Here is a 26,708-nt window from a genome sequence, read left to right on the forward strand (position 1 = left end):
TAGGACAAGGGTCTCAGAGGACGTTCACTTGTCAACGGCTTGCACCGCTGTTTTGACCGTACACGATGTCGTGGATGCGCCGGGCGTAGGCGTCTCGAAGAATTGGCGTTTCTGAGTGATATGCCCCAACTGCGGCCCATGTGTTGCCGTGCTTCTTGATCTTTCGTGCATACATCCAGGCGCCAACGTAGTCAGACACGCAGGCATCCAGCAGGTGCTGGGGGGTGATCCCGTATTGCGCGAGCTCCTGCAGGTGCACGCTGTTGGTCTGCATCCTGCCGATATCCACTGTGCCGTTGGAGTTGCGGCCGACTGCCGAAGGATTCATGCGCGACTCATGCCAGGCGATGGCCCTGAGGACCGCCTCGTTCACGCCATGGAACTTGGCTGCTTCCGGGATGCAATCCTGGGCCCGCACAACGGGGCCATGGAGTGTCAGCGCGGCAAGCAACGCAATGGAAGCTCGCACTGGATCAGTCCTCAAGTTCCGCCAAGGCCTGCAGCACCTTGAACTGGGTAGCGATGCGCTCCCAAAACACTGCAGGCAACGGCATCGCATCGATACCTGCGATGCGGCAAGTGCGTTCCAGGTGACCCAGCAGGCTGTCCGCCGAAGAGGGCAGGGAAGCGCCGTGGGCAGCCAGCCGCGTTGCCGTGGCCTGGACCACCAGGTGATAGCAGGCCACATCGGCCAGCACGGGGACGTGGGAGATGGGTCTCACATCGGCGCTCGGCGCAGCCTGCGCTGGATCGCGCATGTCGATGTAGGTTTGGCGGAACTCCCGGCGATCAAATGCGCGCCGGGGCTGAGAGGAGGTGGTGAAGGTAGTCATGCTTTCAAGTTCTCACGTTTCGCATCCCTGTCAAGGCTGCTTTGGGCCAGCAGCAAACTCCGACAGTTCGGATAAGTCGAACGAATCGAGAAACGCGTTTCCACTATGGGCCTGCGTCAAGCGCGGCTCAAGCTCGGACTGAACAGGGGTTTGGCTTCCAGCAGGTGTAGCTTCCAGCTGAGGGTTAGTCGTCAGCCGAGGGGTGGTGCCTTCCTGTCTGCTGGCCATGCCCACAGCATTGGGCGCTGCGCCTGGAACCAGCGCGCCCGCCTTAAGCGCCTCGTACTCGCCAAGCAACGAAAGCAGCACTCTTCCAACGCGGTTGGGAGGCACGTCGACAAGGCGTTGCCAGACGACGGGCAACTCGTTCCGGTAGACGATGATTTGTGAGCGCACGACGACACGCTCTTCCAAGCTAAGAGGTCTTGGCATCGTTCATCTTCTCGCCGAGGGCGTGGAACCCGTAGACGTTCGAAAATACTGGGTCACCGTCCAGCTGCATCGTGTCCTGCCGCTCAGGGAACATCACCGTCATCAGTTCGAACAACCGGCGCGCACCGCCACCTGTGAACAAAATGAGGTCCACGCTCGCCAAATTTTGAACGGACTGCAGCATCCGATCTGCGCATTCCTTCAGGATCGCGAGGACGACTGGCTCAAACGGGGCCATTTGAACTTGCTTGCCGGAGATCAGAACAGTGCTCGCGCGCGTGCGCAGCGCGGTGTCAACGCGCTTGACGATTTCAGCGTCATCCCGCAGTGACTTGTGGATGCGGTCGCACACGGCAAAAGCGCATTCAAGGGTCCCCTTCGGATAGGCGCCGCACCTCTCGTAGTGAACCTTCTTGCCGTGCATTAAGAACCAATCAAACGTTCCCCCGCCCACATCCAGCACCAAAGTGTTTTGTTCTCGGAGATGGGGAATGCTCGCGCCATGGTGAACGAGAGCGCCTTGAGGCTGTGCAAGCACTGTGCATGATTTCACTTCAACCTCCAGGCTTGGGCCGCCCCAAGGCATGGCGGGCACTTTGTGAACAGCCTCCAGAGTCGAGCGCAAGCTGTCCTTCTTCGTGGAGAGCGTGTGCAATGGGAGCCCAACCACCATGCGTTTCACCGTGACCTTAGTGATCGTGCTGAGTGGAGTCAGCAGCTCCCTGCAGATGTAGTGGAGCGCGCCTCTGAACAGTGCGAGGTACTGCTCACTATCCGCATAGGCGTCAGACACCACTCGCGCATTCCGGCCTGAACCGCGAATAGCCGAATCTGGGCCGACGAAATATTCGGAGCCGTTGACCTCCACCACGACGCCACTGAGTGCAGAGGTGCCAGCACCGGCACTCACGGCGCCGTCGATCAGTGGACAGAACGACGGAATGCTCCGCGCCAAGATCGGCGAACCCTCCTTTGCTACATCGCGGCCTACGGTGTACTTCGTGGCGAAGTAGCCAACGTCCACTGCAGCGATGTCTATGAGTAGAGGAGGCTGCAGCGCAGGCTCAGGGTGACTCAGTACCTTGGGCAGCGCTGGAACTACGTGGGGGGCTTTTTCGGTGGTTGACAAGGAGCACTCCGGGTGGGGGATGTGCCGATTGTCTGGAGCACGACGGCGCCGCGAGGGGGGCATTCGGCCCCGTTGGGGCAGGTAATGCCATCTTTTACGCTCGCCTCGCAACCACAGGCGCTCATGGTGACCACGAGTTCTCGTCGTAGCTGTGCCGAAACGTTCGCTACCGCGCCGCACTGGGCGCCGCGAAATCTACCTACTCCTTAGGGATCAAGGCCGGCGCAACGCGCTTTGAGAGCCAACACGGGATGTTGGCTGGCAGTTTAAGGATTAACGTGCCACGCTTCGAAAAGCCGCTTAGTTCGAGCGCCATAAGGCGACTGGCTATCCCATTCAATGCCACAACCAGTACATAAAAGCGCACTTAGCATGGGATAGTCTGCCAGCTAATGCCACGGTAGGCTTATTATTCAATCGCGCAGAGGCGGGAATCGCATCGGGACAAATGGGAATAGGGTGGCCCCACTCCAATAGCGTTGCAGCTAGGGCGATTTTGCCTGGAGCGCGGCGGCTTCGCAAGGCATTTTCCGTCGAACTACCGGAAGGGGAAGGTCTACAAAAACGAGGCTGGAACTGGGCTGGCGGGGCGAAAAGGAAAAGCCACCCCGTAGGAGATTCAAAATTCCCCAACGAAGTTGTTGCGCTTCAGGGTTAAACCGAATACATTCTCCTCACTCGGTGAAAACCAGTGGCTCATCTCCATGGAGCCCCAACAGGTCCTCAGTGACCAGGCGCAATGCCACCAGGGATCACATCCCAAAGCCCGATGCAGCTAATGCATGCGGAGCCCCTCGCACAAACGGGGCACCAGTAAATCAACACGGCATGTCTATGCCAGCGGCCTTCGCGCTGCCCGGTTTTTGTTCTCAAGTCCCTCCCATGTGACCCAGCAGCCTACGGGCGTGCCTTGGGGCCCCAGCCAACCCGCCGCTCCTAGGAGCGCCCGGTGACCTGACGGCGGTCCACATGGAACTGCGCGCTGACCCAACGGGCAGCGAATTGAGACACATAGGTTTCCATCAGGAATCCAGGCTGATCACCCTACCGATCACCACCCTTCCTCCGCGCTCGACCTTGCGCGGATGAACCCTGTCCTCAGGGGGCGCCATGGCTTGAACCACCAATGGCCGCAGGTTGATTTACTAACAGAACCGGTTCACTCACCCCTTTGTTTTTGAGACGCAACCCACCGTGGGGAGCAACTGAATGGGCACGCCCATCCGATTGCTCCTCATCAAGCCATGACGAACCCTTCTGCCGCCTCTTCTTCTGCCAACCCTGAGCTGCAACCCTTTGCGGCAGGCGCAACCTTGCCGGCCGAACCGCATCGCCGGGCCAAGCCCCCCACGCCCCGGTTTCGCCGCCGCCCTGCCGAATCCAGTGCACAAGACGCCATCGCACTGGCCGTCAGCCAACGGCCGGGCGATCCATGGGGACAGCTGGCCGTCTTCTTCAAGAACTTTCGCATCCCGGCCGCCCAGGGGCGCAAACGGTCCGTCAGTGCGGGCACTGAAACCAAGTACGTCCAGTCAATCACCCTCTTGATCCAGACCCTTGCCGCCCAGAACATCCGCATCCAGAACCTGCCCGAGTTGAGCCAGAAACACCTGGTGCTGGTCATGCAGGAGTGGGAAGCCCGCGAATTGAGTGCGTCCTCGCTGGCCACCCGCTTCAGCTGCATCGCGCGGTTCTACGGATGGCTTGGAAAGAACCTCTCGGTGAAGTCCGTCAAGGACACCCTGCAAAACCCCGCAGCTGGCATGCGCCAATACAGCGCGGTCCTGCCCAAGGCCTGGAACAAGGTGGGCGTAGACCTGGTAAGGCTTCTTCCACAAGTTGAAGCACAGTGCCGCTACAGCGCCGTGTACCTGGCGCTGGCCCGCGAGTTTGGCCTTCGTGTGCAGGAGGCGGCTGCGCTGCGCCCCATGGCCAACGACATGGGCGTGTACCTGCACATCACCCATGGCGCCAAGGGAGGCCGCGGCCGGGCCGTCCCGATCGAAACACCAGAGCAGCGCCGCGTACTCGACGTTGCGAAGGAAATGGCCCACCCGCGCAGTGGCTTGCTGCGGCCCAGCGACAGGACGATCAAGCAGGCCATCAAGACCTTCTACCGGGTCATGAACAAGGTTGGCATCACGCGTAAGCAGCTGGGTGTCACCGCCCACGGCCTGCGCCATGAATACGCCAACGCCATCTACGCCGCGCATGCCGGCGTGGACGCCCCAGTGAATGGGGGCTTGGCACCAGACCGGCAGACCGAACTAAACGCCCGCAAGGTGGTGACGGAGAACCTGGGCCACGGCCGCCTCTCAGTGACTACCGCCTACACGGGCTCCCACGCCAACATTGAGCGCCACGAGCTCAAGCGCATGCACCAGGTGCTGGACGTGCTCCAAGCCCCGGGCGGCGAGCTGTCGCGGTTCGTCCTGGCCACTGAGGTGGAGTTGAACACCACGCACCGTGCGGAGAGCCCCACTGCGGCTGAGCTTGAGTTGCGCCTGTACGTGATAGGGCCAGAAGCTGAAGGGAAAGGTCCCCACTACATGCCCCTCATGCTGGCGATCCGCATTTGCGACCGTTCGGGGATAGATATCCCCGGGTTTTCCGACCCCCTGCAGGACATCATTACCAAGCTGAGCCCATTGGTGCGTCAGCAAACCGGTCGGATGTGTTTGATCCACGACGCAAGGCTGCTCCCAGCGGACATCCCGCAGCTGGAACTCCTCCTTCGTTGATTCCCGCCCAGATTCCCTCAAACACCACCTTTCGCTCTCACACCAATTTGCCTCTGGAGAAAACCATGCTTGAAACTGTCACCGCCTACTACGAAAACAACGGCCCAGGGATGGAGGTAATCAACCTCTTTACGGTCCTCTTCTCCTTGCGCGGCGGCCAAAGCAGAACCATCAACGAACTGTGCCAGGCCAACAAAGCATTTTCTCGCTCGGATAATGCCGACCTGCGCGACGTCCTGCGCCGGCGCATCAGCAGCCAACTCACGCGCGCCGCGCGCAACCTCCTGGTCGAGAAAGTCACCGGCGCCGGTGGCTCCAAGAATGGCTTCGTGATTACCGAGCGCGGCCAGCAGCACATCCTCTCCGGCCTGGAAGCGCGGGCCTCCTTCATCAAGCAAAAGCCCAACGCAACCCTGGCCCAGGCCTGCGCCGACGCCAGCCTGAACCTCTCCGTGAACACGGCAGAGGTCACCCGCCGCTTCCGTGAGGACAAAAAGGCCGCTCCCTCGCCCGCCGGCACGTCGCATGCCTCCAAGGCGCGCCCCGTCGTGCAGGACCCGCTGGCCGCGGCCTGGTTCCCCATGCCCCCGGCGCACGTGAGCCTGCACTCCAGCCAGGTCCATGCCGAGGGCTGAGCAGGACTCCCGCCTTCCGTCTTCCCTTTCCCAGCACCACAGGAAACCCCATGCACACCAAAACCGCCATCCGGGAGCGCGCACGCGAGATCGCTGCGATCACGCTGGCCGACTCCAAGGGCGCAGCGCCCCGCGCCGGCACCCAACCCACCGGCCACACCAACCAGCAGGACCGCCACATGCCGCTGCGCGCAGTCGCCGTGGCTGCCATGGTTCTCACCGCTGGCCAGGCCGCCAATGCGCAGGTCGACGCGCGCAGCGAATACACCCCGCTGGTCACCAGCACCGGCGCGGCCACGGGATTCAAGGACCATTTCAGTCCCTACGCCGGCAACCTGCCCCAGACGGGCGACACCGTGGCGCTCAGCATCCAGGCCCCGGCCGTGCAGTCCCGCAAGTGGCGCGCCTTCCTTCCACCCGGCACCAAGCGGCTGTATGCCGACGTGCAGTTCGCCCCCGGTGCCGCCGGCAGCATGATCTCGCTGCGCAGCCGCGCGGCACCCACGGGCGGCACCGCTCCGGTGGGGCGCTACTTCGACATCTCCACCACCCTGGAGCGCCTGGCCGGTGGATCGGAACTGGCGTTCTCGGCGCCGGCCGGCAGCAGCTCGCTGGACCTGGCCAGCTCCATCTACGACATCTCCCTGGGCTCCTACACCGCCAGCACCGGCGGCTGGGTCTACGTGAACGCCTCCGGCCTGCCCGCCACCCACCAGGTGCGGTTTCGCGCGGAGGTCCTGTCCTCCTGCTACATGGGCTGGCATGCAGTGGCCAAGTACGACGCCGCAGGAAACCCGCTGCAGAACGCCACCCACACCTGCATCGGCACCACCATCCTGGGCGCGGAGCCAGCGGACACCACCACGCCGCCCGTCACCCCACCTGTGAATCCACCCGTGACGCCGCCGGTACAGGAACCTGATCCCGACTTCACGCTGGCCCACGCCGTCTCGCCCCTGGTGGCCGGCAAGCCCATCCGCGTGACGATCTCGCCTGCGACCGTGAACCTGACCAGCTGCTCGGCCACCACCAGCGGAGCAACCAACGCCACCGGCGCGCTCAGCATCGCCCTGGCCAGCGGCGTCCTGGCCGCCACCGGCAATGCCCCGCTGATCGACCGTCCTGAAACCGCGACCCTCCTGAAAGTCACCTGCACCAGCCGGGGCGGCAAGACGGCCAGCATCACCGGCTTCATGGCGCCGGACACCACCACGCCCCCGGTAACGCCGCCCGTGACGCCACCCGTCACTCCACCGGTGCAAGAGCAGGTTGCCAGCTTCAGCGCCACCAAGACGCCCGGCGCCAACGGCACCTTCACGCTCAGCGGCACCTTCAAGCCCGCCACCGCCGGCATCGGCAAGCCCACCACCTTCTGGACCGGCATCACCACGGCGCCGTTTTTCGGCCCCGCGGTCATCCTGGTCAAGAGCGGGCAGGGCTGGTCTCCTTTCAACCCTGCCACCGGACTCGTGGCATCCAACGCGCTGGCCAGCACCTCGCCCACGGCCGCCGGCCTGCAGCTGGATCTGATCCGCTCGGACCTGACCGAGGGCGAGCTCGCCGCCATCAACTCCACCGTGTACCTGGTCTACCAGGTCAACGGCGGCGACCTGCAGGTATGGCCCGCGCCGCTCCTGCAATGCAAGAACGGAGCGTGCACCACCCCGTGAGCCCCCATCCGCCATTTCTACTGTCTACCGTCCACCAGACCCATGGTTCTCTTCCCACCAGCAGCCCGTGCCGCTGGCTCCCATCACCAGCCTGTGCGGCCCGCGCGCCAGTGCTACATCGAAGGATTCCATCCCATGCGTTCCCTGATCGCAATTGCCCTTCTGGCCGCGAGCACCGTCGCGTCAGCCGGGTCGTTTGTTTCCCTGCACCAGACGCCGCTGCGCATTGCGCTGCCGTCCCTGGGCGGAAGCTACCTGTTTGACAACCCCACGGGCTTCAAGGCCCAGTACGCCCCCGATGGCCTTTCCGGATGCGCTATCGGTTTCAACAAGACCGACTGCGCATTCCCTGGTGGCGGTTCTCTCGCGCTGCCCGAGTTCACTGGCTACCAGCTGGGCTACCGTGAATGGCGCTTCTACGTGCCGGCCGGCTCCAAGTCGGTGATGCTCAGCGGCTACGCGCCCCAGCGCGCGATCGCTGCGTTCGCCATGCGCTTTGGAGCCGAGCCCCAGCGCCAGGGCGAACTCGACGGCTGGGAGTACCAGGACGCCCAGGAGAACGAGCACATCGACAGCTCCTTCTCGCGCCTGGTCGCCGGCGACGAAGTGATCGTCGTCCATGACGGCGGCGGCACCGTGCGCTTCATCGGCGGCAACGTGAACGCGCAGCGCGGCGTGCTGGCCGAGGGCGGCTGGATGTACGTGCGCCAGCTCTCCGGCACCGCGCTCTACGACATCCAGGGCGGCGTCGACGTCGACATGCCCAAGTACAAGGAAGCCTACGGCAAGATCAAGTGGACCAGCGCGGCCAACCCTGACCCCGTGGAAGGCAGCAGCGGCGGCGGCACCACGCCAGGCACGGATCCTGGCACCAACCCGGGCACCGACCCGGACCCTGGCACCGGCACGGGCGGCGGCAACACCTTCACCCTGGAGCCGTCGGCAACTTCCATCCGCCCGGGCGAGACCGTGCGCATGGTCGCGTTCCCCACCACGCTGGTCCTGAAATCCTGCACCGGCACCGATGCCAACGGCGCCGCGGTGAACGTGTCCGTGGGCACCACGCTCGGCCTGCCGGTGGCCACCGTGGTCGCGCCCAACTCAGCCAAGGTCAAGGTCAGCTGCACGTCCACCAACGGCAAGACCGCCACCAAGGAACTGACCATCACCGGCGGCACGCCAGGCACGGGCACGGGCACCAACCCTGGAACCGGGCCCGGCACCAACCCGGGCACGAACCCAGGTACCAACCCAGGCACTGGCACCGGCAGCGGCACGCCACCCACGGCGTCCAACTCCACCCAGAACACCGGCGTCAACAACGCACTGGGCCTGTCGACCACGCTCAAGCCGGCCACGGCCGACGTGGGCAAGAAGATCACCGTCTGGCTCGCCCTGGAAGTGCGTCCGTTCTGGTCGACCTCGCCGATGTTCTTCATCCTGGACAAGAACGGCGGCCTGGCCGACCTGGCCACCAGCCCGCCCAGCGCGAGCAACGCGGTGGTGGTGGACGCCACGTTCCCGGCCACCGGCATCAACGTGGCGGTTTTCAGCAGCAGCCTGCTGTCGGTGACGCCGGGCCAGCTGGGCGAACTCAAGGCGCGCGTGTTCGGCGCCTACAGCATCGGTGGCGGCGAGCTGCAGCTGTTGGCCACGCCGATCTACGACTGCTCGAGCGGCACCTGCGCCCGCTGACGCCTCGCGCGTAACACCCCCCGGGCCGTGCAACGCGGCCCGGGTTTGCAGGAGACCTTCATGACAGAACCTCGCCTCCACCTCCCCCTCAGCTCAGCGCCTTCCCTGGTCCAGCGGATGTGCAGCATTCACCAGGATCTGCGGCCCGCGACCAGCGGCTGCGAGATTCGGCCTGGTGTCTGGCTGTGCGCGCAATGCTGGAAGGCCCGGTATGGCGCGATCAGCGGCAGGGTCCATCGAACGGGCGGCGCGCCGGCGCGCGCACCCGGTGCCGGCCAGCGGGGCAGGGCGCTTGGTGGCCTGGTCGCCGGGATCGCGGTGGGGCTCCTGATCGGTGCGGCCGTGGGCATCCCCGTGAGCAAGCTCAAGCACCCCATGGCTGCGCGCGAGTACCAGGTGCCGGGGCTCGACCGGGATGCGGCCGAGGCCGAGCGCAATGCCACCTGGGATCCGAATGCGCCGCTGTACGGCAAGGTGCCCGCGGGCCTGCTGCCGGACCTAGCCGGTGCGAAGGCGCGGTTGTTCAGTGGCACGCAGCAGGCGCGCTTGGGCGCCCGGCGGCCGTCAGACGCAATCGGCGCGTCGGACGATGAGTTTTCTGCCGAGCTGGCCAGGATCGCGGAGATCGCCCAGGAGTCACTGCAGCAGAGCCTTCCTATCCGCGCCAATCCTCATCGCGAAGTCAGCCAGCAGCGCTAGCAACTCACCTGTGGATATTCCCGAATACGCAACGCGGTGAGACTTACCCACAGGGCTTGGCGCATTGAATTGTGGCCTGTGCACATGTGGACAACTACGCCAGTGGCGTCCCTTGTCCTCAAGGCGGCAACCGCGACGAGACGCGGCACACCACCACCATGCACACGACCCGACGGGCAATCTCCGTGACGCACGACACCTCAGGACACCTTCTGGCGCGCCCCGCTCGCCACAGAGCCCACAGTCAGCGCTACGAGTGCTCCCAGCTGGAGTGCTCACTGGACAAGTAGAGCAAGACGCGAATTGCGGAGACTTTGGTCGTAGCCCTCAAGCGCCGAGCAGGCTTGTTGGACGGAGATACACAAGCGCCTGGCGTCGAAGGCGAAGCGCTGAAGCGCTAACTTGTCCTCCCAGACATTTGGAGTGCGCTCAGCCGCTAAACGGACGATCCGAAAAATGGCTAGAAGATACGAGTAGTCGTCCGAATCCGGATCCAACCCAAGATTCCGAAGAGTCGCGTATGCCATAAACCGCAGGTCACGCTGCGCGTGCGATCGATCATGCCTCAGCCCATCTTTGCCGTAGAACGCCAACGCGTAGTCGCCACGCTGCCCCACGGTCAATCCAGTTAGCTCGGGGTAGGTAAGGATTAACTCGCGCCCTGCCGAAGGCATTTCGTAGCTGGCAACAAATCGGTCCTCAAGCCATGCTTCTGATTCCCGAGAACAAACAGGCGTCGCGTTGATGGCGGAACGTGTCATGAGCCAGGAGAGTTCGGCGTCTGGCGATAAATTGTCCAGCCAGTCGCTCTCAAGCATCCTCAATTCGTCGAGCGCGCACCAAAGACGACAAGCTGTTTCGTATGTCGCAAGGTCGAAGGCGTACGGCACCTTGGCCCGCAACCAGGGTACTTCCTCACCCTTGAGGTTGACTTCCTCCATGGTCGGGAGCACGAACCCGAGGACTCCTTCAAAAGCCTCCGGTCGCAAAACGAAAATCTCTCCCGCTCGTGTCCATACCTCGCCGTCAATTTCTTGGAGCTGACCAAGATTTACCTGCGATCCATCTGTGGAGACTATCTCGACTTCGACTTCCGAATAAGAATCGAGGCTGCTATAGCTGTCCCGCATGCTTTCTCGCTCGAATGTCCTCCTGTCCCAAGGATTCTCGAAATGAACCTGTACGAGCGTTGACGGCAGTTCCGTCCTCGCGAACTCCTTTGTCGATTGTCGATTCCACAGAGCGACTGCGGAGTTCTTGAAGTCCAAGTGAGTCTTGAAGACTCTAGAATGTCGCAGTCCAAGCTCTGGCCAAGTCCACCCATAGCCAATTGTTGCGCCTTGTCCATCCGCATATTGGATAGGTTCGAGTCCAATCGGCCAGGGCTCCCCAAAAAACCAACTACGCTCTATGACATGTTGTGGCTCGACTAGGGAGCCATTCCTCAGTTCCTCGTTGAGGACATCGATGCTGATTCCTGACTCATGCGTCCAGCATGAAGAAGCGATTTCAAATATTAATTCAGCCGCCCATCTGATGCGAACTTTCCCAGTTTTCGAATAGCCGACTTTTTCCCAGGCGCGCCATTCGGTTGTCATCCCGATCTCACGTTGGCAGCATTCCCAGATCTGCCTCTCCCGAGTGGTGATCCCCGTAGGACCAAAGCTTCTACGGAGTGACAAATCACTGGCGCTCCATGCGCTGTACACCCCCGTGAATGCATCGAGTACGCTCGCAAAGCCAGCGGCGTAGATTCTCCAAGCGACGACGTCCATCAGCTTGAACTCGGTGCCGGGTAGATCCACACCTTCTGCAATTCGATCCGCCTCTCTGCGCTTTATCGCCTCCCAACTGCCGTAACCAAATCCAGCCGCAAAGCACTCTTGTAGGCGCTCTGGAGAAAATGAGTCGAACGGGTGCTGGCTACCAAGCTCAGAAAGAAAAATACCAATTTCCCCGGTCTCGAAGTCCTCGGTTGAAACAGGAAGTGCAAGAGGCAGCAGATTGCATGCTGGCACCTGTTCGGGGTGCTGGTGGAAATAGAATTCGTCGTCGCGCATGAATGCCTCACAAACCGCGCCGCCAGGGCGCACACTCAATTCCAAATTGGACCACATAAGTACGATCCAAATTTCTGTCTCTACGACAGGTTTGTGAAGGCTTGTAGACAGCGCGTCAGAGAATCGCGTGATCTCGGAGGCAGAAGTGCTCGAAAACTGACCGCCGGCATGTCCCTTAGGGGAAGGTGGGCGCCAGGCCTGGGGTGCAACTGGCGCCTGAGATACCGACCGCGCCCTAGTTCACCAGCGCGCCACCGAGCAGTGCGGCCGTTGGGAAATGGACTGAATGCACCGTTGCCGGGACCGAATTCGAGCCGGAAGGCCATATCTATACCGGATCGGGCGGTATGACAAGCCTCTAGGGTGCCCTGCCTGGCTAGCATTTCAGGCCATGACCACCGCCAGGCAATGCCAACCATGACAGCCCTTGCCCAATCACCCTCTCAACCTCCTCGCCCCCAAACCCGCGGCCTCATGCACGGGCCAGTAGGAAATGCACGCCAGAAGTACACCAGCGAAGAGGCCAAAGCACGCGCTGCGGAGATACTTGAGGCCATCGAGGACATCAAGCAGCAGCTTGCAGACGCGCGCCAGCAGGCCCGCATCAGCGGCGATCGTTCTGACGGTGACTGGTACAGGAGCGCGGAACGCGCCTTGAGAGAGTATCAGGTGGAACACCAGGAGTTGCTGCTCATGCAGGGTTCGCTCAGATCGCAGGAGTCAGCAGGCTGTGCGCCGGTGAACCAAAGACCATTCGATATTGCGCAGTTCCTCAGGATCAAGGTGAGCGCCCAGGGGATGCAGACGTTCCCCAGCGAGGTGCCCGAGTGTGACGCATTGATGTTGCAGATCGCGCGGGACATGGCATCGATCAAAGACCAGATCTCCCGGGCACAGTACAAAGGGAAATCGACAGGCGTCTACGCGCCCAGCAAATGGTTTGCCAATGCGAACCTCGCCTTGAAGAACAAGCAGGTTGAGCACCAGGCGCTGCAAAGGCACGCTGCAGACTTGCGTCGCGATATCAAACGAGCCCAACACGACGCATCACAAGCCATAGCGACTCCGTTCTCCCGGATGTTCATGCAGGTGGCGCGAGCGAATCTGAGCAAAGAAATTTACGATTCGCTCATAGCGAAGACTCTGCAGCAGCAGGGGACGCAGATGCCGAGCCCGGCCGTTGGCGGCACCCCTGAGCTCCACTAAATCTACGTAACCACCCAGGGAAGACGGCGAAACATGGACGCACAACTCAAGGCTACAGGGCGGCCCACAGGCCCATTGCACAGCTCTAGCCGCACGGCAATCAGCGAAAACACAGACCCGGAAACTGGCAAGGTCACCAGAGTGCTCTGCACTAGCCAACTGACTTTGACATGGATCGGCATTGAGGTGCAGGTGAAGTTCAGAGCCACCTCCATCACCATGGACCCCGACCGTGCAGCTGCACGCCGCAGCATGCGGCGCGGGCGGGGATGAGCGCTGGCCTTCCTAGGCCTCACATGGCCAGGGAGCCGCAGGCCGTCCGATAACACTACCATCCCGGTGTGGGGGACCTTCGCATGCTCATCCAGTGACTGCAGACGTTGTGCCACTGGTGAAGCCCCCCAGGTTCGTGCTCATCGGTCGGGGACCACCTGGTGCGAAGAAAAGGAACGCCCACGCTTGGATAGCGGTATGAAGCGGGACCACCCGGAAGCACCGCAACGATATTTAACCAATGTTATGACATTGAACGTTGGTTTTATATTGCCAATCGCGCGGCAAAGCGTTATAAAACCAGTGTTCGCAATCAAAACATTGGTTTACCATCGTGAAATCACTTCGAGACTTCGCTGAAGAGATCTCCCTCCGCCAGAAAGCGCGCCAGCTGACCGCCACTGAACTGGCGGAGAGGACGGGGCTTACTGACCAGTCCGTGCGGGCGATGCTTCACGGTAACGCCGCGCCCAGGTTGACCAACGCCATGGCCGTGGCCGACGCCCTGGGGCTCGAGTTCGTGCTGGTGCCAAAGGCCATCGCGAATGAGATGCGCTCGTCCACCGCAGATCGCTCACCTCGAACAGTCCTCAGCGATGTCGAACGGAGGCTCGGAATGCTCCCTCATGGCATTCAAGGCAACGAGGCAATGCTCGGCAAGGTGAGGGGCATGCGAAGCAACGCTGACCTTCTGATGGGGACACTTCCCGAAGGCCTCCAAAGCGGCGCCGCCGAAAGGATGGGGCGACTACCGGAAGGCATACTGAGCGAAGCGGAACGTCGATTGGCAACCATACCCAGCGAGCGCAATCCCGAAGAGCCTCACGACCAGCCTTCTACCCGTAGGCCGCGAAAATCGGGAGGGAAGTCATGAGATACCGTGCCCTTGCCGTCCACCTTGGCCCACGGCAGCAGTACGTAGGACTGCTTTTTCAGTACGGCGCTGGTCGATCAGCAATCACGCGGCTCGTGCCAGACAACGCCTATTGGATGTCCGACACTGCCCCAGTTCTCTCTCAGCTCGGGCTGGTAGCCGACAGGCAAGCCAGAGCGGCGTTCCTGGCCGAGTACGCAACACAGCCATTCTTCAATGGAGAGGGTGAAGTGCTGCCGTCGTTCTTCCAAAACCTGCTTCCAGAAGGTCCGCTGCGACGCCACCTCGAAGAGCTGGCCAGCTTGGACAAGGATGATCACTTCGGCCTGCTCAGCGTCTGCGGCACGGACCTACCTGGAGCTGTCTACGTGAGCCCCGCGCCCCTTGACAGCCAGAGCATCGCTGACGTGGTGACGCAGAACAACGACGCCTTGGAGATGAGCGTTGTTCCAGTCCCGGTCCCAGAGGCCACTTCCCTGTCGGGTGTCCAGCCAAAGTTGTCCCTCGTACAGTCGGGCGGCCGGTATGTGGCCAGGACGAAAGATACCCAGGGCGTGCACATCATCGCCAAACTCCCGACAGTCGACTACCCTTTGCTGCCCCAGGTGGAAGAACTGTCGATGCGCATGGCCGCGGCCGCCGGCGTGAACGTGGCACACGTGGAGTTGGCGCCGCTGGAGAGCATCGATGTCGACCAGCCGTTCATCCTTGGCGAAGGGAAGCTCTTCCTTGCGGTAAGACGTTTCGACCGGGCCAGCGGCCAGCACATCCACTGTGAGGACTTCGCGCAGATCCTTGGCGCCGCACCGGAGCAAAAGTACACACACCCATTCGCGACGTACGCTTCCATGATGCGTCAGTTGGTGGGCATCCCCGCGCTGGGGACCGAAGCGGCATACGAGCTTCTGCGCCGCATTGTGGTCAATGACCTGCTGGGCAACTTCGACGGGCATGTCAAGAACTATGGTCTGCTCTACCCGGACGGCCGAACACCAGAACTCTCACCGGCATACGACATCGTGGCGTACGCGGCCTACCTCAGTGGTGGGGGGCATGCGCTACGGTTCACTCCTGAGAGCGCAAAGAAGGAGAGAGTGTCACCAGCCGTCATTCGTCAGCTTTGCAATGCCGTTCCTGGCCTCCTGGAACCGAAGGCACAGTTGATCGTTCGGCAGACGGTGCGACAGGCCTACGATGCTTGGCCCGACATGATCGAGGCGTCTTCGTTGCTCGACTCCCAGAAGCAACGGCTGTTGAGACACTTCGAGGCCACTCCGGGCATCGCGTCTCTCCTGAAGCGGGCGGCGCGCCAGAACGCTGCAGCATAAATGCGCTCCCTACTGGTCCTGGCTTTCCGCGTGTCGCTGGGACCAGAGCGTGGTGCCCGTAGCGGGGCTCACGCCTGCAGCAGGTAGACCAAGCCGCGCACGGTGCGGATCGCGTCGGCGCCCACCATGCGGCGCGGGTTGGGCACACGCACTTTGATTGCGCCGATGTGCATCGGCTTGCGTAGAGGGCCCGGTCGCTGCACGAGCAAAACCTTGGGTACCCCGGCGCCGGGCGCGCACGCCAACTCCCGCACCCGTTGGAACTCGCGTGCAGACAGGTCCCACACTTCGCTAGAGCGCCGTGCCGGGTGGCGCCAAGGCACGATCACCAGTTCGCCCACCGCCGAGCGCTCGCTGGCCCAGTTCGCACTACTGCAGTGCAGTGCAGAGAGACCTTGCACAATGGCCGCGTGAACCACAATTACGAGAACACCGCGCTCTGAGGCCATTGCACCGGTGGGCCGCGGCGCACTTGGCGCGCCGGGGTGGCGCTGGCCGCTGCCGCCGGCCTTCTGGCCCTGGCCGGTTATGCCGCCGGGCCCACGCACCCGGCGCTAGCCGGAGCGCAGCTGCCCGGGCTCATCCCGGGGCGAGATTCCGTGTCCAGCCTGGAGGGCACGGGCTAGTACCGCGTGTCGCCCGACGGCACCGGGTTAGCCAAGATGGGGGTGGCCGGCCTGCAGCCCGCCTTCTGGGTGCGCACCCTGAGGCAGGCAGATGACCGCGCCCACCCCATCCCAGCGCGCCACTTCCGCTGGACGGCCGCCAACCGCTACCTGGCCGCAATCGTGGCCCCCAATGGCGACGAGATCGCCCGCAGCCAGGCCCTGGCCGTGGACCGCGAGGACGCGGCCGGGTGGACCCTCGCACCGGCCCCCCGCTGTCGTGGCCACCAACCGGGCAAAGTGAGTTCCTCGATCCCGGACCGCCGGGGCAAGCTGCGGGCCCGCGTGGCCGAGGAGGGCGGCCAGGCCACCCTGCAGCGCCCGGAGGCGGAGGCGCCAGGCGGCTGGGGCGATGCGACGCAGGGGAGCCGCTTCGACTTAGCGCGCCTGCTGAAACTGCACCATGGTGCCGAGGAACTGGGCGATACCCGCCTACGGGCGCGACAAAGTAGCCTTGGTGCGCCTGCGTCTGACCGACGAGGCCGAGACCGTGGGGCATGTCATGGACGACTTGGACCTAGACCATGCCTCATCAACCGGAGCGCGCGCCAGCCGCTGGTGGCCGATGCCATGCCTGGCTACCCGTGTCGCGAGGTGTTCGACGCCGCGCTGCGCGAACGCTTGGACACGCTGGCCGGCGGTGAGCCGGCCGAAGTCTCCATCACCAGCATGGACGTCAGCGAGGGCAGCATGACGCCAGTGAATGCCACCGAGCGCGGCCGGCGCAGATGCCTGCTGCCGGCCGAGGGCCCGGCCCAGCTGCTGGGCGAGAGTGGGCCGAGCCTGCTCCGCGGCCAGCTGGCGCGACGCCACCCCACCACCCTGGCCACGCGCGACGGCCTGCAGCTCCACGGCTATCTCACCCTGCCCGAAGGCGTGCAGTCGCGCCAGCTAGCGCCGATACTGCTGGTGCACGACTGCCCGTGGTCTTGCAGTTCGGTGCCAAAATGAACACTGTACGCACTGAGGCGATTGATGAATTTGGATTTCACAGAGAAGCGCGAGGCGCGCGATATTGGCGAGCTCGTTCTCAACGGCCACGTCGAACTGGTATTGCGGCGCGGTCCAGCTCCCACCCTGGTGATCAGAGGCTCCAGCGCCAAGGCTTTGACCCAGGTGCGGACAGAGTTCAAAGGCCGCCGGCTCGAGATCACCGGAGAGGGAAACACGATCTCCTCCAATGGCGGCTCGATCAACATGGTGAACTACACCCCCGGCGCGGTCCAGGTCGGGCATGTGTCAGGCTCAATGCAAGTGTTCCACGGCACTGTAGGGTCGGTGGTGACCGGCGATATCGTGCACCTAGGTCGTCGCTCACGCGATGACAATCAGGACACGCTGGATGCCGCCCAAGTTGAACTGACCCTCCCGCAAGTGGAAGTGCTGCGTGTTCACGGTTCCTGCGAGGTTGATCTCGATGACCTTCGACAGGCGCGCCTGGCGGTGAAGGTCGAAGGCTCTGGGCGCATTGAGGCCACTGGCAAGGTAGACAGCTTGGAAGTCGATGTGTCTGGCTCCGGCAGTCTGCGAATGAGAGACCTGATCGCCAAGGCAGCGGACATCGATGTCAGCGGGGCTGGCCAAGTCAGGGCCACTGCACAGGACCGGGTGCGCGCGTCAGTGTCGGGAGCAGGGCAGATCAAGATCTACGGCAACCCGCCAAACCGCACAGCCGATGTCTCGGGCATGGGCCGCATCAAGTTCAAGGACTGACGTCCAAACCCCAGGAGACCAACATCAAAGAACTCACCACTGCCCAGCTGCGCCTGCTCTACGACCGCTACCTTGAACTGCTCACGCTGGAGGTCGAAGTCATGGGGGTCAGGCCCCAGGAGGCGCGACACCTGATCGGCCGGCTCGGTGAGTTCCATTGCGCACTGCAGGTCGGCGGCACGCTGGCGCACACAACCAACCAGCACGGCTTCGATGTGGTCTGCCCCCGCGGGCGCAAGATCAGTGTGAAGACCACCGCTCAGCTAACGGGCTTCGTGCCGATCGGCAAGACCACCGCAAGCCTGGCAGACGATCTGATGCTGGTGCAGTACCTCGACGGCAGGCTCACCACGCTCTTCTACGGCCCGATGTCGGCTGTCGTCGCCGTAGCCCGGCACTACAAACCAACGAACAACTACGAGTTCGACTTGTCGCGCGCTCGCAGACTCTCGACCACCCTGGCCACTGAGGACAAACCCATGACAGTTGTGACACCTCGCGAGGAATTTGAGGCCGATCTGCAGCCATTTGCATCCAGCCATGGGCTGAGCCCAGTCTGGCACTCGCCGACTCTGCTCAACTTGGAGCCGGTCCCGGGCTCATCCAGCGCCAAGCTGTGCATCTCTTTCGATCCAGGCTACTGGGAGCTGTACGAACAGCGAGACTGCTTCGTGCGTGAACAAGCGCGCGCCAACGTCGTCACCCAGACCGCCATCTATCGCGTGGACTGGCCCGGCCAGGATGCCCAGGAAGTGCACGGGTCCCTGTCAGCTCTCGCCCCATTGTCCTGACCACTCGAAGGCTCCCACATGCGGTTCACCATTTGCAAGCTACTTCTCGCCGGCAGCGCTCTCGCCGGTACCATCGCCCCCCTGCAGGCCTTGGCGGCAACCGACGACGTGATCCCAGTCGAGAAGTTTCAGCCGCCCATCACCACTGAGTTCGCACCCGAGCGCCCCCACGGCTGGAATTTCGAGGGCCCGATGATGCGCAACGGGATGAACCTGTTCGCGGCGAACGTTCCTTCGTTCAACGGCCAGGGCAAGCTCATCTCCAGTTGGAATCCGCGGTTCGGGAAAGTCTCCGAGCGCCCGACTTTCATCATCATCCACGGTGGCCATGGCATTGCTCACGGCAACATCGACACGGCCATCTGGGCGATGAAGACCTTCAACGCCAACGTCCTGGTGCTGGACTCCTACTGGTCGCGCGGACAGATCGAAAACTGGCGGACCTGGAACGAGTTCGGCGCCAACATGCGCACACTGGACCTCATCGCGGCAGCCAGGTTCACCAGGTCCGAGGGCGCCGACCCGAAGAAGACGTTCGTCATCGGCGACAGCCAGGGAGGATGGACGGTTCTGCGCGCATTCTCCGATCACAGTCTGAGCGGCGAAGTGAAAGCGCTGCTGGCCGGTGGCATCGCGCTGTACCCCAACTGCTACGCGAAAGAGTCGTTCTTTAGCTCGGCGCCCAATGGCTCGGCAAACAAGGACTTTGCGCCGCCGCTGGGCAACTACGTCGCGCCCGTGCGCGTCTTCACTGGGACTGCCGACACTGCAACGCCGACCTCGCAATGCAACGTGGAGAAGGCGCTGAAGGGCGCTGAGAAGTGGACCAGCTTCGACGGCGCAACCCACGCCTGGGATTCGCCCAGCGGCGGCATTGGCCAGCCGGCGGTGGATGGCAAATGCACCAAGGCGCTGAACAAGTTCAACCAGTTTGCGATCTGCCGCAGCAACCGCTACACCGACATCACTCGGGAGGAGATCACGGCGTTTGTGGAGAAGCATTCTCGCTAGCGCGTTCTGGAGGTTCGAAGTACAACCGCAGCAGGCTGCGCGGCGGAGGCTTCGGTGGCGACTGCGGCAGGGCCAGGCAAGTGCGGGTAGCGTGAGCAAGGTCTAGCTGGCGGCGTTCACTTGTTCGCCTTCCAGCCGATCACTTGCTTCCGGCCGAATCCAGTGAGTCCAAACACCGCGCACCCAGGCCCCCGCGTAGATGGTCGTCAGCAGGAATACACCCCACTGGCCCGTCCGCCACGATGCCCAGAAGAAGCCCGGTTGAGCCAGTATTCCGAACACACACGCCCACCGCCTCATCCGAAACGTTCGGGCCTGCGACAGCCAGGCTGCACCCGCGCCAAAGACCGCTATGGCGATCTGGTCCAGCTGACCAAGGAATAGAGCCGCGAAATCGACGTCCGCGAAAAATGCCAAAAGGGTGTGAAAGGGGGTCTCCTCGTTTTCAGTGCAATAAGTGACGGTACGAAAAGCTAGCACTGGCGCGGAGGTGGTGTTGGTAGATCGTTGATTTCATTGACTTTCCTGTTCACTTTCAAATCTGCGATTCGTGGCGTCAAACCGTGGTCGGTTTCATCCATTGGTGCCAGTTATCGATGCATTTGGCCGCGAAGGCAGGATTTGGTCAGCATAGCGGTCAACCGGGAAGCGAAACACACCCCGCAAGTTGATGCTCTCCAGCTTGGTGGGCGCAATCTTCCCGATCAGTTCCGGTGGAATGACCTGGCGGCGGTTCGACCAGCGATCCAGGACCGCCTGCATCTGTGAGGTATTCCACGCCATCACGATGTTGGCCATCAGGCTCAACGCATCGGCCACAGCCTGCATTTCATCGACACGTTTGGCCTGCGCCGGGCTGATCCGGCCGGTATAAATGGCGCGCTTGAGGGCGTTAACAGCCTCGCCCCGATTGAGCACCCGGCGCAACTCGTTCCTGAAAGCGTCCTTGACAAAGTAGTCAGCCAAAAACGCCGTACGCAGCAACCGCCCCAATTGCACGCCAGCCTCATAGATTGGATCGCCCTGGGCGGCAGAACCGAACCGCGCAAGAGCTGCCACCGCACTGGCATGTCCGCTCATGACCGAGGCTGCCAGGTGCACCAGACTATCCCAATGCTTTTCGATCAAAGCGACGTCGACATTGGCTTCGCACACCGCAGCGATTTCTGCGGGCACTTTGGTGCCGCGTGGCACAAAGAGGTGGCGCTGTTTGAGTTCCTTCAACCGCGGGCAAAGATCAAAACCAAGCAAACGGGCATGTGACATGGCAAAGTCGGTGTAGCCATGGGTATCCACAGCAAGCTGGCTGGTCTCCAGCTTTTCTTGGCGGATGACACCTTCAATGGCCACGCCCGCCTGGCGCTCATTGAGCACAAAGGGCTGCGCATGGAAGATGCCCCACCGGTCTTTTACATGGGAGTAGATTCCAATGGAAGGTGTGTTGCGCCGAGGATCAAGCCGGGCTTGCCACACCCGTTTGGTGGTCTCCATGCTCATCATGTCAGAAGATGCCAAATCGGACCGCCCCCAGGTGGCGGCAATCGGGTGTCGCTGCATGAATTCCAGCACAGCCTGGCAGGCCTGGCTCAGACGCCGTTCGTCCCGCGCCCAGCGCATGGCCTGGCGAATGCTGGTGGCAGACAATTGCGGAATCATGCGCGCGCATTCGACCGCAGTCAGACTGGTGCCGTGGGCCATGATGCCGGCATAGACCATCAGCAGCTCGTCGGTAGAGCGCGGCTCACGTCCGAGCATGATCCAGCTAAAGCGCACCTGGGCGTCAACGGCCAGAATCACTTCCGGCAATTGAACCTCACCGATGCGGTGATCCAAAGCCGCGCGCAGCTTGGTCACTTCTGGGTCTTCGTCCTCTGCGGGCAATGGCGACAAATGGAGTTCATCATCCACGCGCAGTACGCCACTGCGGGCTGCAGCGGCCACCGCATCGACACCGGCAGTTACTCTGGCCAGCAAAGGCTTCAAGAAAGTGGCAGCCTTGCTGGGTAACGATAGACGGGCATAGTGTTTCTTGGACTCTGCCTGCCAACGCTCGTCCGTGAAGAACAAGCGCGCACGACCCCGAAAGCTCAGGCTGTGCTCAATCCAGACCGAGCCATTGCGCACCGCGCGGCGCAGGGCAAACAGGGTGGCCACCTCCAACGCCTGAAACGCCCGTTCCCGGTCTGGGCTGGAGATCGAAACCTGCCAGATCATTCCCAGACTTGGTGCCACCACTTCAACTGGCAGCTTTCTGGATCCTTTGAGATATAAAGCTTGCAGCTTGGCAAGGTACTCGATGGCAGGATGCTCGCCGGTGGCCTGCCAGGGCAGCTTTGCAATGGCGACGAGCAACGACCGCACGGGGCGAATTCCATCAATCAATCCCTCGCGGACCAGGGAGGCCCTGCTCGGTGGTTTGCGTTTCTGGGTTTCGGTGATCAAGGCTTCAAGACGGGCACGCAACTCAGCATCTGGCACCGCACCTTGCGCGCTCAAGGCAACAAGTTCGCCGAGCAGCGTTTTGTACATTGCGGCCCAATTGACGGTAGCGGGGACATCGGCGGCAGCCTGACGCCACAGATCGGCGATCCGGCGCTGCACCATAAGGATCAACTGGTCTGTGGTGGTGAACAGGCAATACCGAAGAAAGCATGCGACCTCCACGGTGCGCGCTGGCTCTTTGATCTTGGCTCCGGCTGAGGGCGGCCTGGAGACAAGTCGGCGCGCGTAGCGGCGCAAGATGAGATCGGGGATGTCTGCCAGGTGCTTATGAACGTCCAGCGTGTAAAGCAGGTCGATGCGCTCCAGTACCTCGCTGATTTGGCGGGTTGAGTGTTTCGCCGGTGCAGCCCATAGCCAACTCTGCTGGGTTTGTCCATCTGGGCGCAGCTCTGAAACTGAGGCTCGCCAGCGATCAAGTGTTGCTGGATCAACGCTGGCGGCGATGGCGGTGCCTGTTTCAACTTCAAGCTGGGCAAGTGCCGCCGCAATCAGTGTCCGAATTGCCCGCTCGTGCACGATCACCAGCTTGTTCTTGTACAGCCATTGACGCGCCCGCACGAGTAGCTGATCGCGGTCGGCGCAGCGCGCCACTTCGTCGCGCAGTTCACGTACCAGTGAGCGGCGCTGGTGCTCGCTCATCCACTGGAATCCAAGGACCGTGCAGGCTACTTGTTGGTGATCGAATAGCGTGCGCCCGCGTTCATACATGGCTCTCAGCGAGGCGACTTCTGGTGCTGCAATGCCAAGCTCGTTGCCAAGGTGGCGCCACAAGGCTACTGGAATTACCCGAAAGGCACCGAGCAAACGCCCACTCATGCGCAGGAAACCAATATGGAGCGCCAGACCAAGCTTGTGGGAATCACCTCGGCGTGCATTGATTGCGTCGCGCTCGGCACCATCGAAGGTGAAAAATGCCTTCATCTCGAAGTCGCTGATATCGCGGGGGAGCCCACGCATCCCCAAAAACGTTGTGTGCCAACCCTGCATCGTGAACCTCAAAAGTGGGAGGCCACCATACCCGTTTACAAAGCGAACAGGAAAGTCAATGAAATCAACGGTCTACCCAGACCACCCCCGCGCCAGTGCTAGCTTTGCGTACCGTCACTTATTGCACTGAAAACGAGGAGACCCCGGGTTGAGCTGCCAGATCCCAATCCGGCTCGCCTTGCGCACCATCATCCACCGGCGCGTCGCAGCCCTCCCACAGCGGTGGCCCGCGTGCCGGGGTGATGTGCGGGGGGGCAGACTCCACCCCGATGTGGTTCAGGATGTGGCGGATTTCGGCGCTGTGGGTGATGAAGGCAATGATGCGCATCTGCCCACCGCACATGGGGCACAGCAGCGGAAATGCCTCGTAGATGCGGGCAATCAGCACCGCCCACAAGTAATGCGCCGCTCGCTTCGGGCGTGCTTCAGGTTCGGGTGTGGGTGTGGCCGCGTTGCCCGGCGCCGCCACCCCAGGTACGCCCGCGCCAGGTTGTGCAGTCTCCACCGTGGCTGGTTGCGACGCAGCAGGCTGAGCCAGCGCCGTTACCGCCGCTCTCAGCGGCGAGTTTGGTGCCAGCACACCAAAGTAGCGGTGCCGGTGGGTGCGTGGCGGTGGCACCAGCGCGGCGATGCGGTCGATCAGTTCCAGCGGTGTGAGGTGCAGCTCATCAACCTTGGCACCGCGCTTGTCGCTGGTGGGTTCGCTGCGCTGCTTGCCGCAGCGGTACACCAGTTTGCTTCCCTCTTTGCGTAGGCGCTCCATGGAAAACGGTGGACGCGCGCAATAGCGCAGCAGCCGCTCCAGCGCAGCGCGGTCGTGGGCTTCGATGCACACCCCCGCATCCACCGAGAAGCCGCTGTGTTTGTAGCCCAGCATGTCTTTGGCGTCACAGTTCTCCAGCAGGCCCCGAGCAACGAAGGCGCGCAGGATGCGTTTTTGCAGTGTGGTCTGCACTGGGGCCACGGTAGCCGCATCGATGCCGGTGGCCGCGTGAAAGATGACACCCGGCGATGAGATTCGAGGGGTCGCATCAGCATCGCCCTCGCCCTCCACTTCCTCAAACACCCCGACTGCAAGTAGCGACGGCGGGCACGTTCCTCGGCGCTGGCGGTGAGAAAGATCTTCAGCGGCGCGTCGGCGAATACCACGGTGCCCAAGTCGCGGCCATCGGCCACCAGGCCGGGCATTTCGCGAAAGGCACGCTGACGCTGCAGCAGCGCTTCGCGTACAGCCGGCAGCGAGGCGACCATGGAAGCACCGGCGCCGATCTGTTCGTTGCGGATGGCATCGGTCACCTCCTCACCTTCGAGGATGATGCGCTTGTCGATGAACTGCACATCCAGATGCGCGGCCAACTGCTTGAGCGACTCTTCGTTGGTCAGGTCGATGCCGTGGTTGCCAGCGGCGAAGGCCAGCAGGCGATAAAGCGCACCGGAGTCGAGCAGATTCCAGCCGAGCTGCTTGGCCAGCAGCGCACAAAGCGTGCCCTTGCCCGACCCGCTCGGCCCGTCGACGGTGATTACCGGGGCGTTCATGCGTTGCCCTCTACGGCCACGTTGATACCGACTTCAGCCGCTAGGGCAAGGAAGTTGGGGAAGGAGGTGGCGACGTTGGCGCAGTCGTGAATACGAATTGGCGCACTGGCGCGCAGCGAGGCGACGCTGAAGGACATGGCGATACGGTGATCGCCATGCGCCCAGACTTCGCCGCCACCAATGGCGCCGCCTTCGATGATGATGCCGTCCGGGGTCGGCTCGGCCTTCACACCCAGCGCGATCAGGCCGTCGGCCATGACCTGAATGCGATCGGACTCTTTCACGCGCAGCTCTTCGGCGCCGCGCAACACGGTGCGACCTTCGGCACAGGCAGCGGCGACGAACAGTACCGGGAATTCATCGATGGCCAGCGGCACCAGATCTTCCGGGATATCGATGCCTTTAAGCTTGGCCGCACGCACGCGAATATCTGCCACGGGCTCGCCGCCGACTTCACGCTGGTTTTCCAGGGTGATGTCGCCGCCCATCAGCTTGAGAATGTCGATCACGCCGGTGCGAGTCGGGTTGATGCCGACGTGTTCCAGCACCAGCTCCGAGCCTTCAGCGATGCTGGCAGCGACCAGGAAGAAAGCAGCCGAGGAAATATCCGCCGGTACTTCGATGCGCGTGGCGGTCAGCTTGTGCCCGGCCTCGACACTGACGGTACTGCCTTCGACGCTCACCGGGTAGCCGAAGCCGCGCAGCATGCGCTCGGTGTGGTCACGGGTCGGCGCCGGCTCGGTCACCGAGGTGCTGCCAGCGGCGTACAAGCCAGCCAGCAGCAGGCAGGATTTAACCTGGGCACTGGCCATCGGCATGTCGTAGGCCATGCCGGTCAGGCGCTGACCACCTTTGATGGTCAGCGGCGGACGACCTTCCGGACCGGTCTCGATGACCGCGCCCATTTCACGCAGCGGCTTGGCCACGCGGTTCATCGGGCGCTTGGACAGCGACGCATCACCGGTCAGCGTCGTGTCGAACGGCTGCGCGGCCAGCAAGCCGGAGAGCAGGCGCATGGAGGTACCGGAGTTACCCATGTACAGCGGGCCGGCCGGTGCTTTCAGGCCATGCAGACCAACGCCATGGATGGTCACGCGGCCGTGGTGCGGGCCTTCGATGACCACGCCCATGTCGCGAAATGCCTGCAGCGTGGCCAGGGCGTCTTCACCCTCGAGGAAGCCTTCGACCTCGGTGGTGCCTTCAGCCAGCGAACCCAGCATGATCGAGCGGTGCGAAATGGACTTGTCACCGGGGACGCGGATACGTCCAGCCAGCGAACTACCAGGTTTTGCCAGGAAAATCAGATCGGTCGAGTGCATAGCGTCCACATAGGCCCTGCGGGCCAGAATTTTGCTGAAATGTTCGCGGGCCACGCGGGCGCGGGTGAACACGCCCAGCAGTTGATGCCCATCCCCGGCGTCGACCGCATCGCGCAAGGCGTCGAGGTCGTCGCGAAACGTATCCAGTGTGCGCAGCACGGCCTCGCGGTTGGCGAGGAAGATATCGTGCCACATCACCGGATCACTGCCGGCGATCCGCGTGAAGTCGCGGAAACCGCCAGCGGAATAGCGGAAAATTTCCAGGTTCTCGCTGCGCTTGGCCAGCGAGTCGACCAGGGTAAAGGCCAGCAGGTGCGGCAGATGGCTGGTGGCGGCGAGCACCTGATCGTGATGCTCGACCTCCATCGCCTCGACATCCGCCCCCAGCTCGCGCCATAGCCCTTCGACCAGCGCCAGAGCGGCCTCATCACTGTATTCGCACGGAGTGAGAATAACCTTGTGGCGGCGGAACAGCTCGGCGTTGGCCGCCTCCACCCCGCTCTGCTCGGAGCCGGCAATCGGGTGCCCCGGTACGAAACGCACTGCCTGACCGGCAAAGGCCAGACGCGCCGCACGCACGACATTGCCTTTACGGATAGGAAATTCAAC

General features: G+C 62.7%; 20 protein-coding genes and 2 pseudogenes. 12 read left to right on the forward strand and 10 right to left on the reverse strand.

All coding sequences use genetic code 11. The features are described from left to right. Window positions 1-31 precede the first annotated feature (31 nt). From ACSQ9E_RS33305 to ACSQ9E_RS33320, 4 genes are read right to left on the reverse strand one after another with little or no spacing between them, the layout of a single operon-like run. A complete protein-coding gene (locus ACSQ9E_RS33305) occupies window positions 32-469 on the reverse strand; it encodes a lytic transglycosylase domain-containing protein (protein WP_436220397.1) in 438 nt (145 codons plus the stop codon). A gap of 4 nt (window positions 470-473) precedes the next feature. Next, the gene (locus tag ACSQ9E_RS33310; RefSeq protein WP_436220398.1) at window positions 474-833 is read right to left on the reverse strand and encodes a hypothetical protein; all 360 of its coding nucleotides are present in this window, start codon (window positions 831-833) and stop codon (window positions 474-476) included. A gap of 30 nt (window positions 834-863) precedes the next feature. Continuing rightward, window positions 864-1,265, reverse strand: a complete 402-nt coding sequence (locus ACSQ9E_RS33315) for a hypothetical protein (protein WP_436220399.1) — start codon at window positions 1,263-1,265, stop codon at window positions 864-866. Further along, complete coding sequence (locus tag ACSQ9E_RS33320; protein WP_436220400.1) at window positions 1,249-2,394, reverse strand: hypothetical protein; 1,146 nt, start codon at window positions 2,392-2,394, stop codon at window positions 1,249-1,251. Before ACSQ9E_RS33320 ends, ACSQ9E_RS33315 begins: the two co-directional genes overlap by 17 nt. Before the next feature lie 1,244 nt (window positions 2,395-3,638). Here ACSQ9E_RS33320 and ACSQ9E_RS33325 point away from each other — a divergent pair. The 5 genes from ACSQ9E_RS33325 to ACSQ9E_RS33345 all read left to right on the forward strand — a co-directional run bounded on the left by ACSQ9E_RS33325 (window position 3,639) and on the right by ACSQ9E_RS33345 (window position 9,834). Beyond that, window positions 3,639-5,135 (forward strand): tyrosine-type recombinase/integrase, encoded by a 1,497-nt coding sequence (locus tag ACSQ9E_RS33325; protein ID WP_436220401.1) that lies wholly within the window; start codon window positions 3,639-3,641, stop codon window positions 5,133-5,135. After that, window positions 5,132-5,770 carry a hypothetical protein gene (locus ACSQ9E_RS33330; protein WP_436220402.1) on the forward strand — a complete coding sequence of 213 codons (639 nt, stop codon included), beginning with the start codon at window positions 5,132-5,134 and terminating at the stop codon, window positions 5,768-5,770. Before ACSQ9E_RS33325 ends, ACSQ9E_RS33330 begins: the two co-directional genes overlap by 4 nt. 50 nt (window positions 5,771-5,820) lie before the next feature. After that, window positions 5,821-7,440 carry a hypothetical protein gene (locus ACSQ9E_RS33335; RefSeq protein ID WP_436220403.1) on the forward strand — a complete coding sequence of 540 codons (1,620 nt, stop codon included), beginning with the start codon at window positions 5,821-5,823 and terminating at the stop codon, window positions 7,438-7,440. Window positions 7,441-7,575: 135 nt separating this feature from the next. Then, entirely contained in the window at window positions 7,576-9,135 is a 1,560-nt protein-coding gene (locus ACSQ9E_RS33340) for a hypothetical protein (protein WP_436220404.1), read from the forward strand. 60 nt (window positions 9,136-9,195) lie between these two features. Beyond that, complete coding sequence (locus ACSQ9E_RS33345) at window positions 9,196-9,834, forward strand: hypothetical protein (RefSeq protein ID WP_436220405.1); 639 nt, start codon at window positions 9,196-9,198, stop codon at window positions 9,832-9,834. Between the two features lie 275 nt (window positions 9,835-10,109). On the opposite strand, the gene ACSQ9E_RS33350 is transcribed toward ACSQ9E_RS33345, so the two are convergent. Then, window positions 10,110-11,894, reverse strand: coding sequence for a hypothetical protein (locus ACSQ9E_RS33350; protein WP_436220406.1), 1,785 nt, complete (start codon window positions 11,892-11,894; stop codon window positions 10,110-10,112). Between the two features lie 417 nt (window positions 11,895-12,311). Between ACSQ9E_RS33350 and ACSQ9E_RS33355 the strand changes: the two genes are divergently transcribed. From ACSQ9E_RS33355 to ACSQ9E_RS33385, 7 genes are all read left to right on the forward strand, one after another. Then, complete coding sequence (locus ACSQ9E_RS33355) at window positions 12,312-13,100, forward strand: hypothetical protein (RefSeq protein ID WP_436220407.1); 789 nt, start codon at window positions 12,312-12,314, stop codon at window positions 13,098-13,100. A gap of 607 nt (window positions 13,101-13,707) precedes the next feature. Further along, entirely contained in the window at window positions 13,708-14,247 is a 540-nt protein-coding gene (locus tag ACSQ9E_RS33360; RefSeq protein ID WP_436220408.1) for a helix-turn-helix domain-containing protein, read from the forward strand. Next, window positions 14,244-15,575: a type II toxin-antitoxin system HipA family toxin gene (locus tag ACSQ9E_RS33365; protein ID WP_436220409.1), complete on the forward strand. Its 1,332-nt coding sequence runs from the start codon at window positions 14,244-14,246 to the stop codon at window positions 15,573-15,575. Before ACSQ9E_RS33360 ends, ACSQ9E_RS33365 begins: the two co-directional genes overlap by 4 nt. A gap of 695 nt (window positions 15,576-16,270) precedes the next feature. Next, on the forward strand, window positions 16,271-17,191 hold the full coding sequence (locus ACSQ9E_RS33370) for a hypothetical protein (RefSeq protein ID WP_436220410.1): 921 nt from the start codon (window positions 16,271-16,273) through the stop codon (window positions 17,189-17,191). Between the two features lie 24 nt (window positions 17,192-17,215). Further along, complete coding sequence (locus tag ACSQ9E_RS33375; protein WP_436220411.1) at window positions 17,216-17,953, forward strand: GIN domain-containing protein; 738 nt, start codon at window positions 17,216-17,218, stop codon at window positions 17,951-17,953. Window positions 17,954-18,054: 101 nt separating this feature from the next. Then, a complete protein-coding gene (locus ACSQ9E_RS33380) occupies window positions 18,055-18,744 on the forward strand; it encodes a DUF6998 domain-containing protein (protein WP_436220412.1) in 690 nt (229 codons plus the stop codon). An 18-nt stretch (window positions 18,745-18,762) separates the two neighbouring features. Beyond that, window positions 18,763-19,755, forward strand: a complete 993-nt coding sequence (locus tag ACSQ9E_RS33385) for a dienelactone hydrolase family protein (RefSeq protein WP_436220413.1) — start codon at window positions 18,763-18,765, stop codon at window positions 19,753-19,755. 102 nt (window positions 19,756-19,857) lie between these two features. Here the strand turns inward: ACSQ9E_RS33385 and ACSQ9E_RS33390 are convergent, their stop codons facing one another. The 5 genes and pseudogenes from ACSQ9E_RS33390 to ACSQ9E_RS33410 form a co-directional block, all read right to left on the reverse strand. Further along, complete coding sequence (locus ACSQ9E_RS33390) at window positions 19,858-20,172, reverse strand: hypothetical protein (RefSeq protein WP_436220414.1); 315 nt, start codon at window positions 20,170-20,172, stop codon at window positions 19,858-19,860. Window positions 20,173-20,328: 156 nt separating this feature from the next. After that, window positions 20,329-23,244, reverse strand: coding sequence for a Tn3-like element IS1071 family transposase (locus tag ACSQ9E_RS33395; RefSeq protein WP_044402914.1), 2,916 nt, complete (start codon window positions 23,242-23,244; stop codon window positions 20,329-20,331). A 118-nt stretch (window positions 23,245-23,362) separates the two neighbouring features. Further along, a pseudogene (locus tag ACSQ9E_RS33400) lies at window positions 23,363-24,313 on the reverse strand (IS91-like element ISPps1 family transposase); the annotation flags it as partial. A gap of 56 nt (window positions 24,314-24,369) precedes the next feature. Next, window positions 24,370-24,780 (reverse strand): annotated as a pseudogene (gene cmk, locus ACSQ9E_RS33405) ((d)CMP kinase); the annotation flags it as partial. After that, window positions 24,777-26,678, reverse strand: a complete 1,902-nt coding sequence (locus ACSQ9E_RS33410) for a bifunctional prephenate dehydrogenase/3-phosphoshikimate 1-carboxyvinyltransferase (protein ID WP_277431699.1) — start codon at window positions 26,676-26,678, stop codon at window positions 24,777-24,779. The gene ACSQ9E_RS33410 and the pseudogene cmk, both read right to left, overlap by 4 nt. Window positions 26,679-26,708: the final 30 nt, after the last annotated feature.

This window comes from Acidovorax sp. LjRoot118, from assembly GCF_964253575.1.
In the GTDB taxonomy this organism is placed as follows: Bacteria; Pseudomonadota; Gammaproteobacteria; order Burkholderiales; family Burkholderiaceae_C; genus Acidovorax.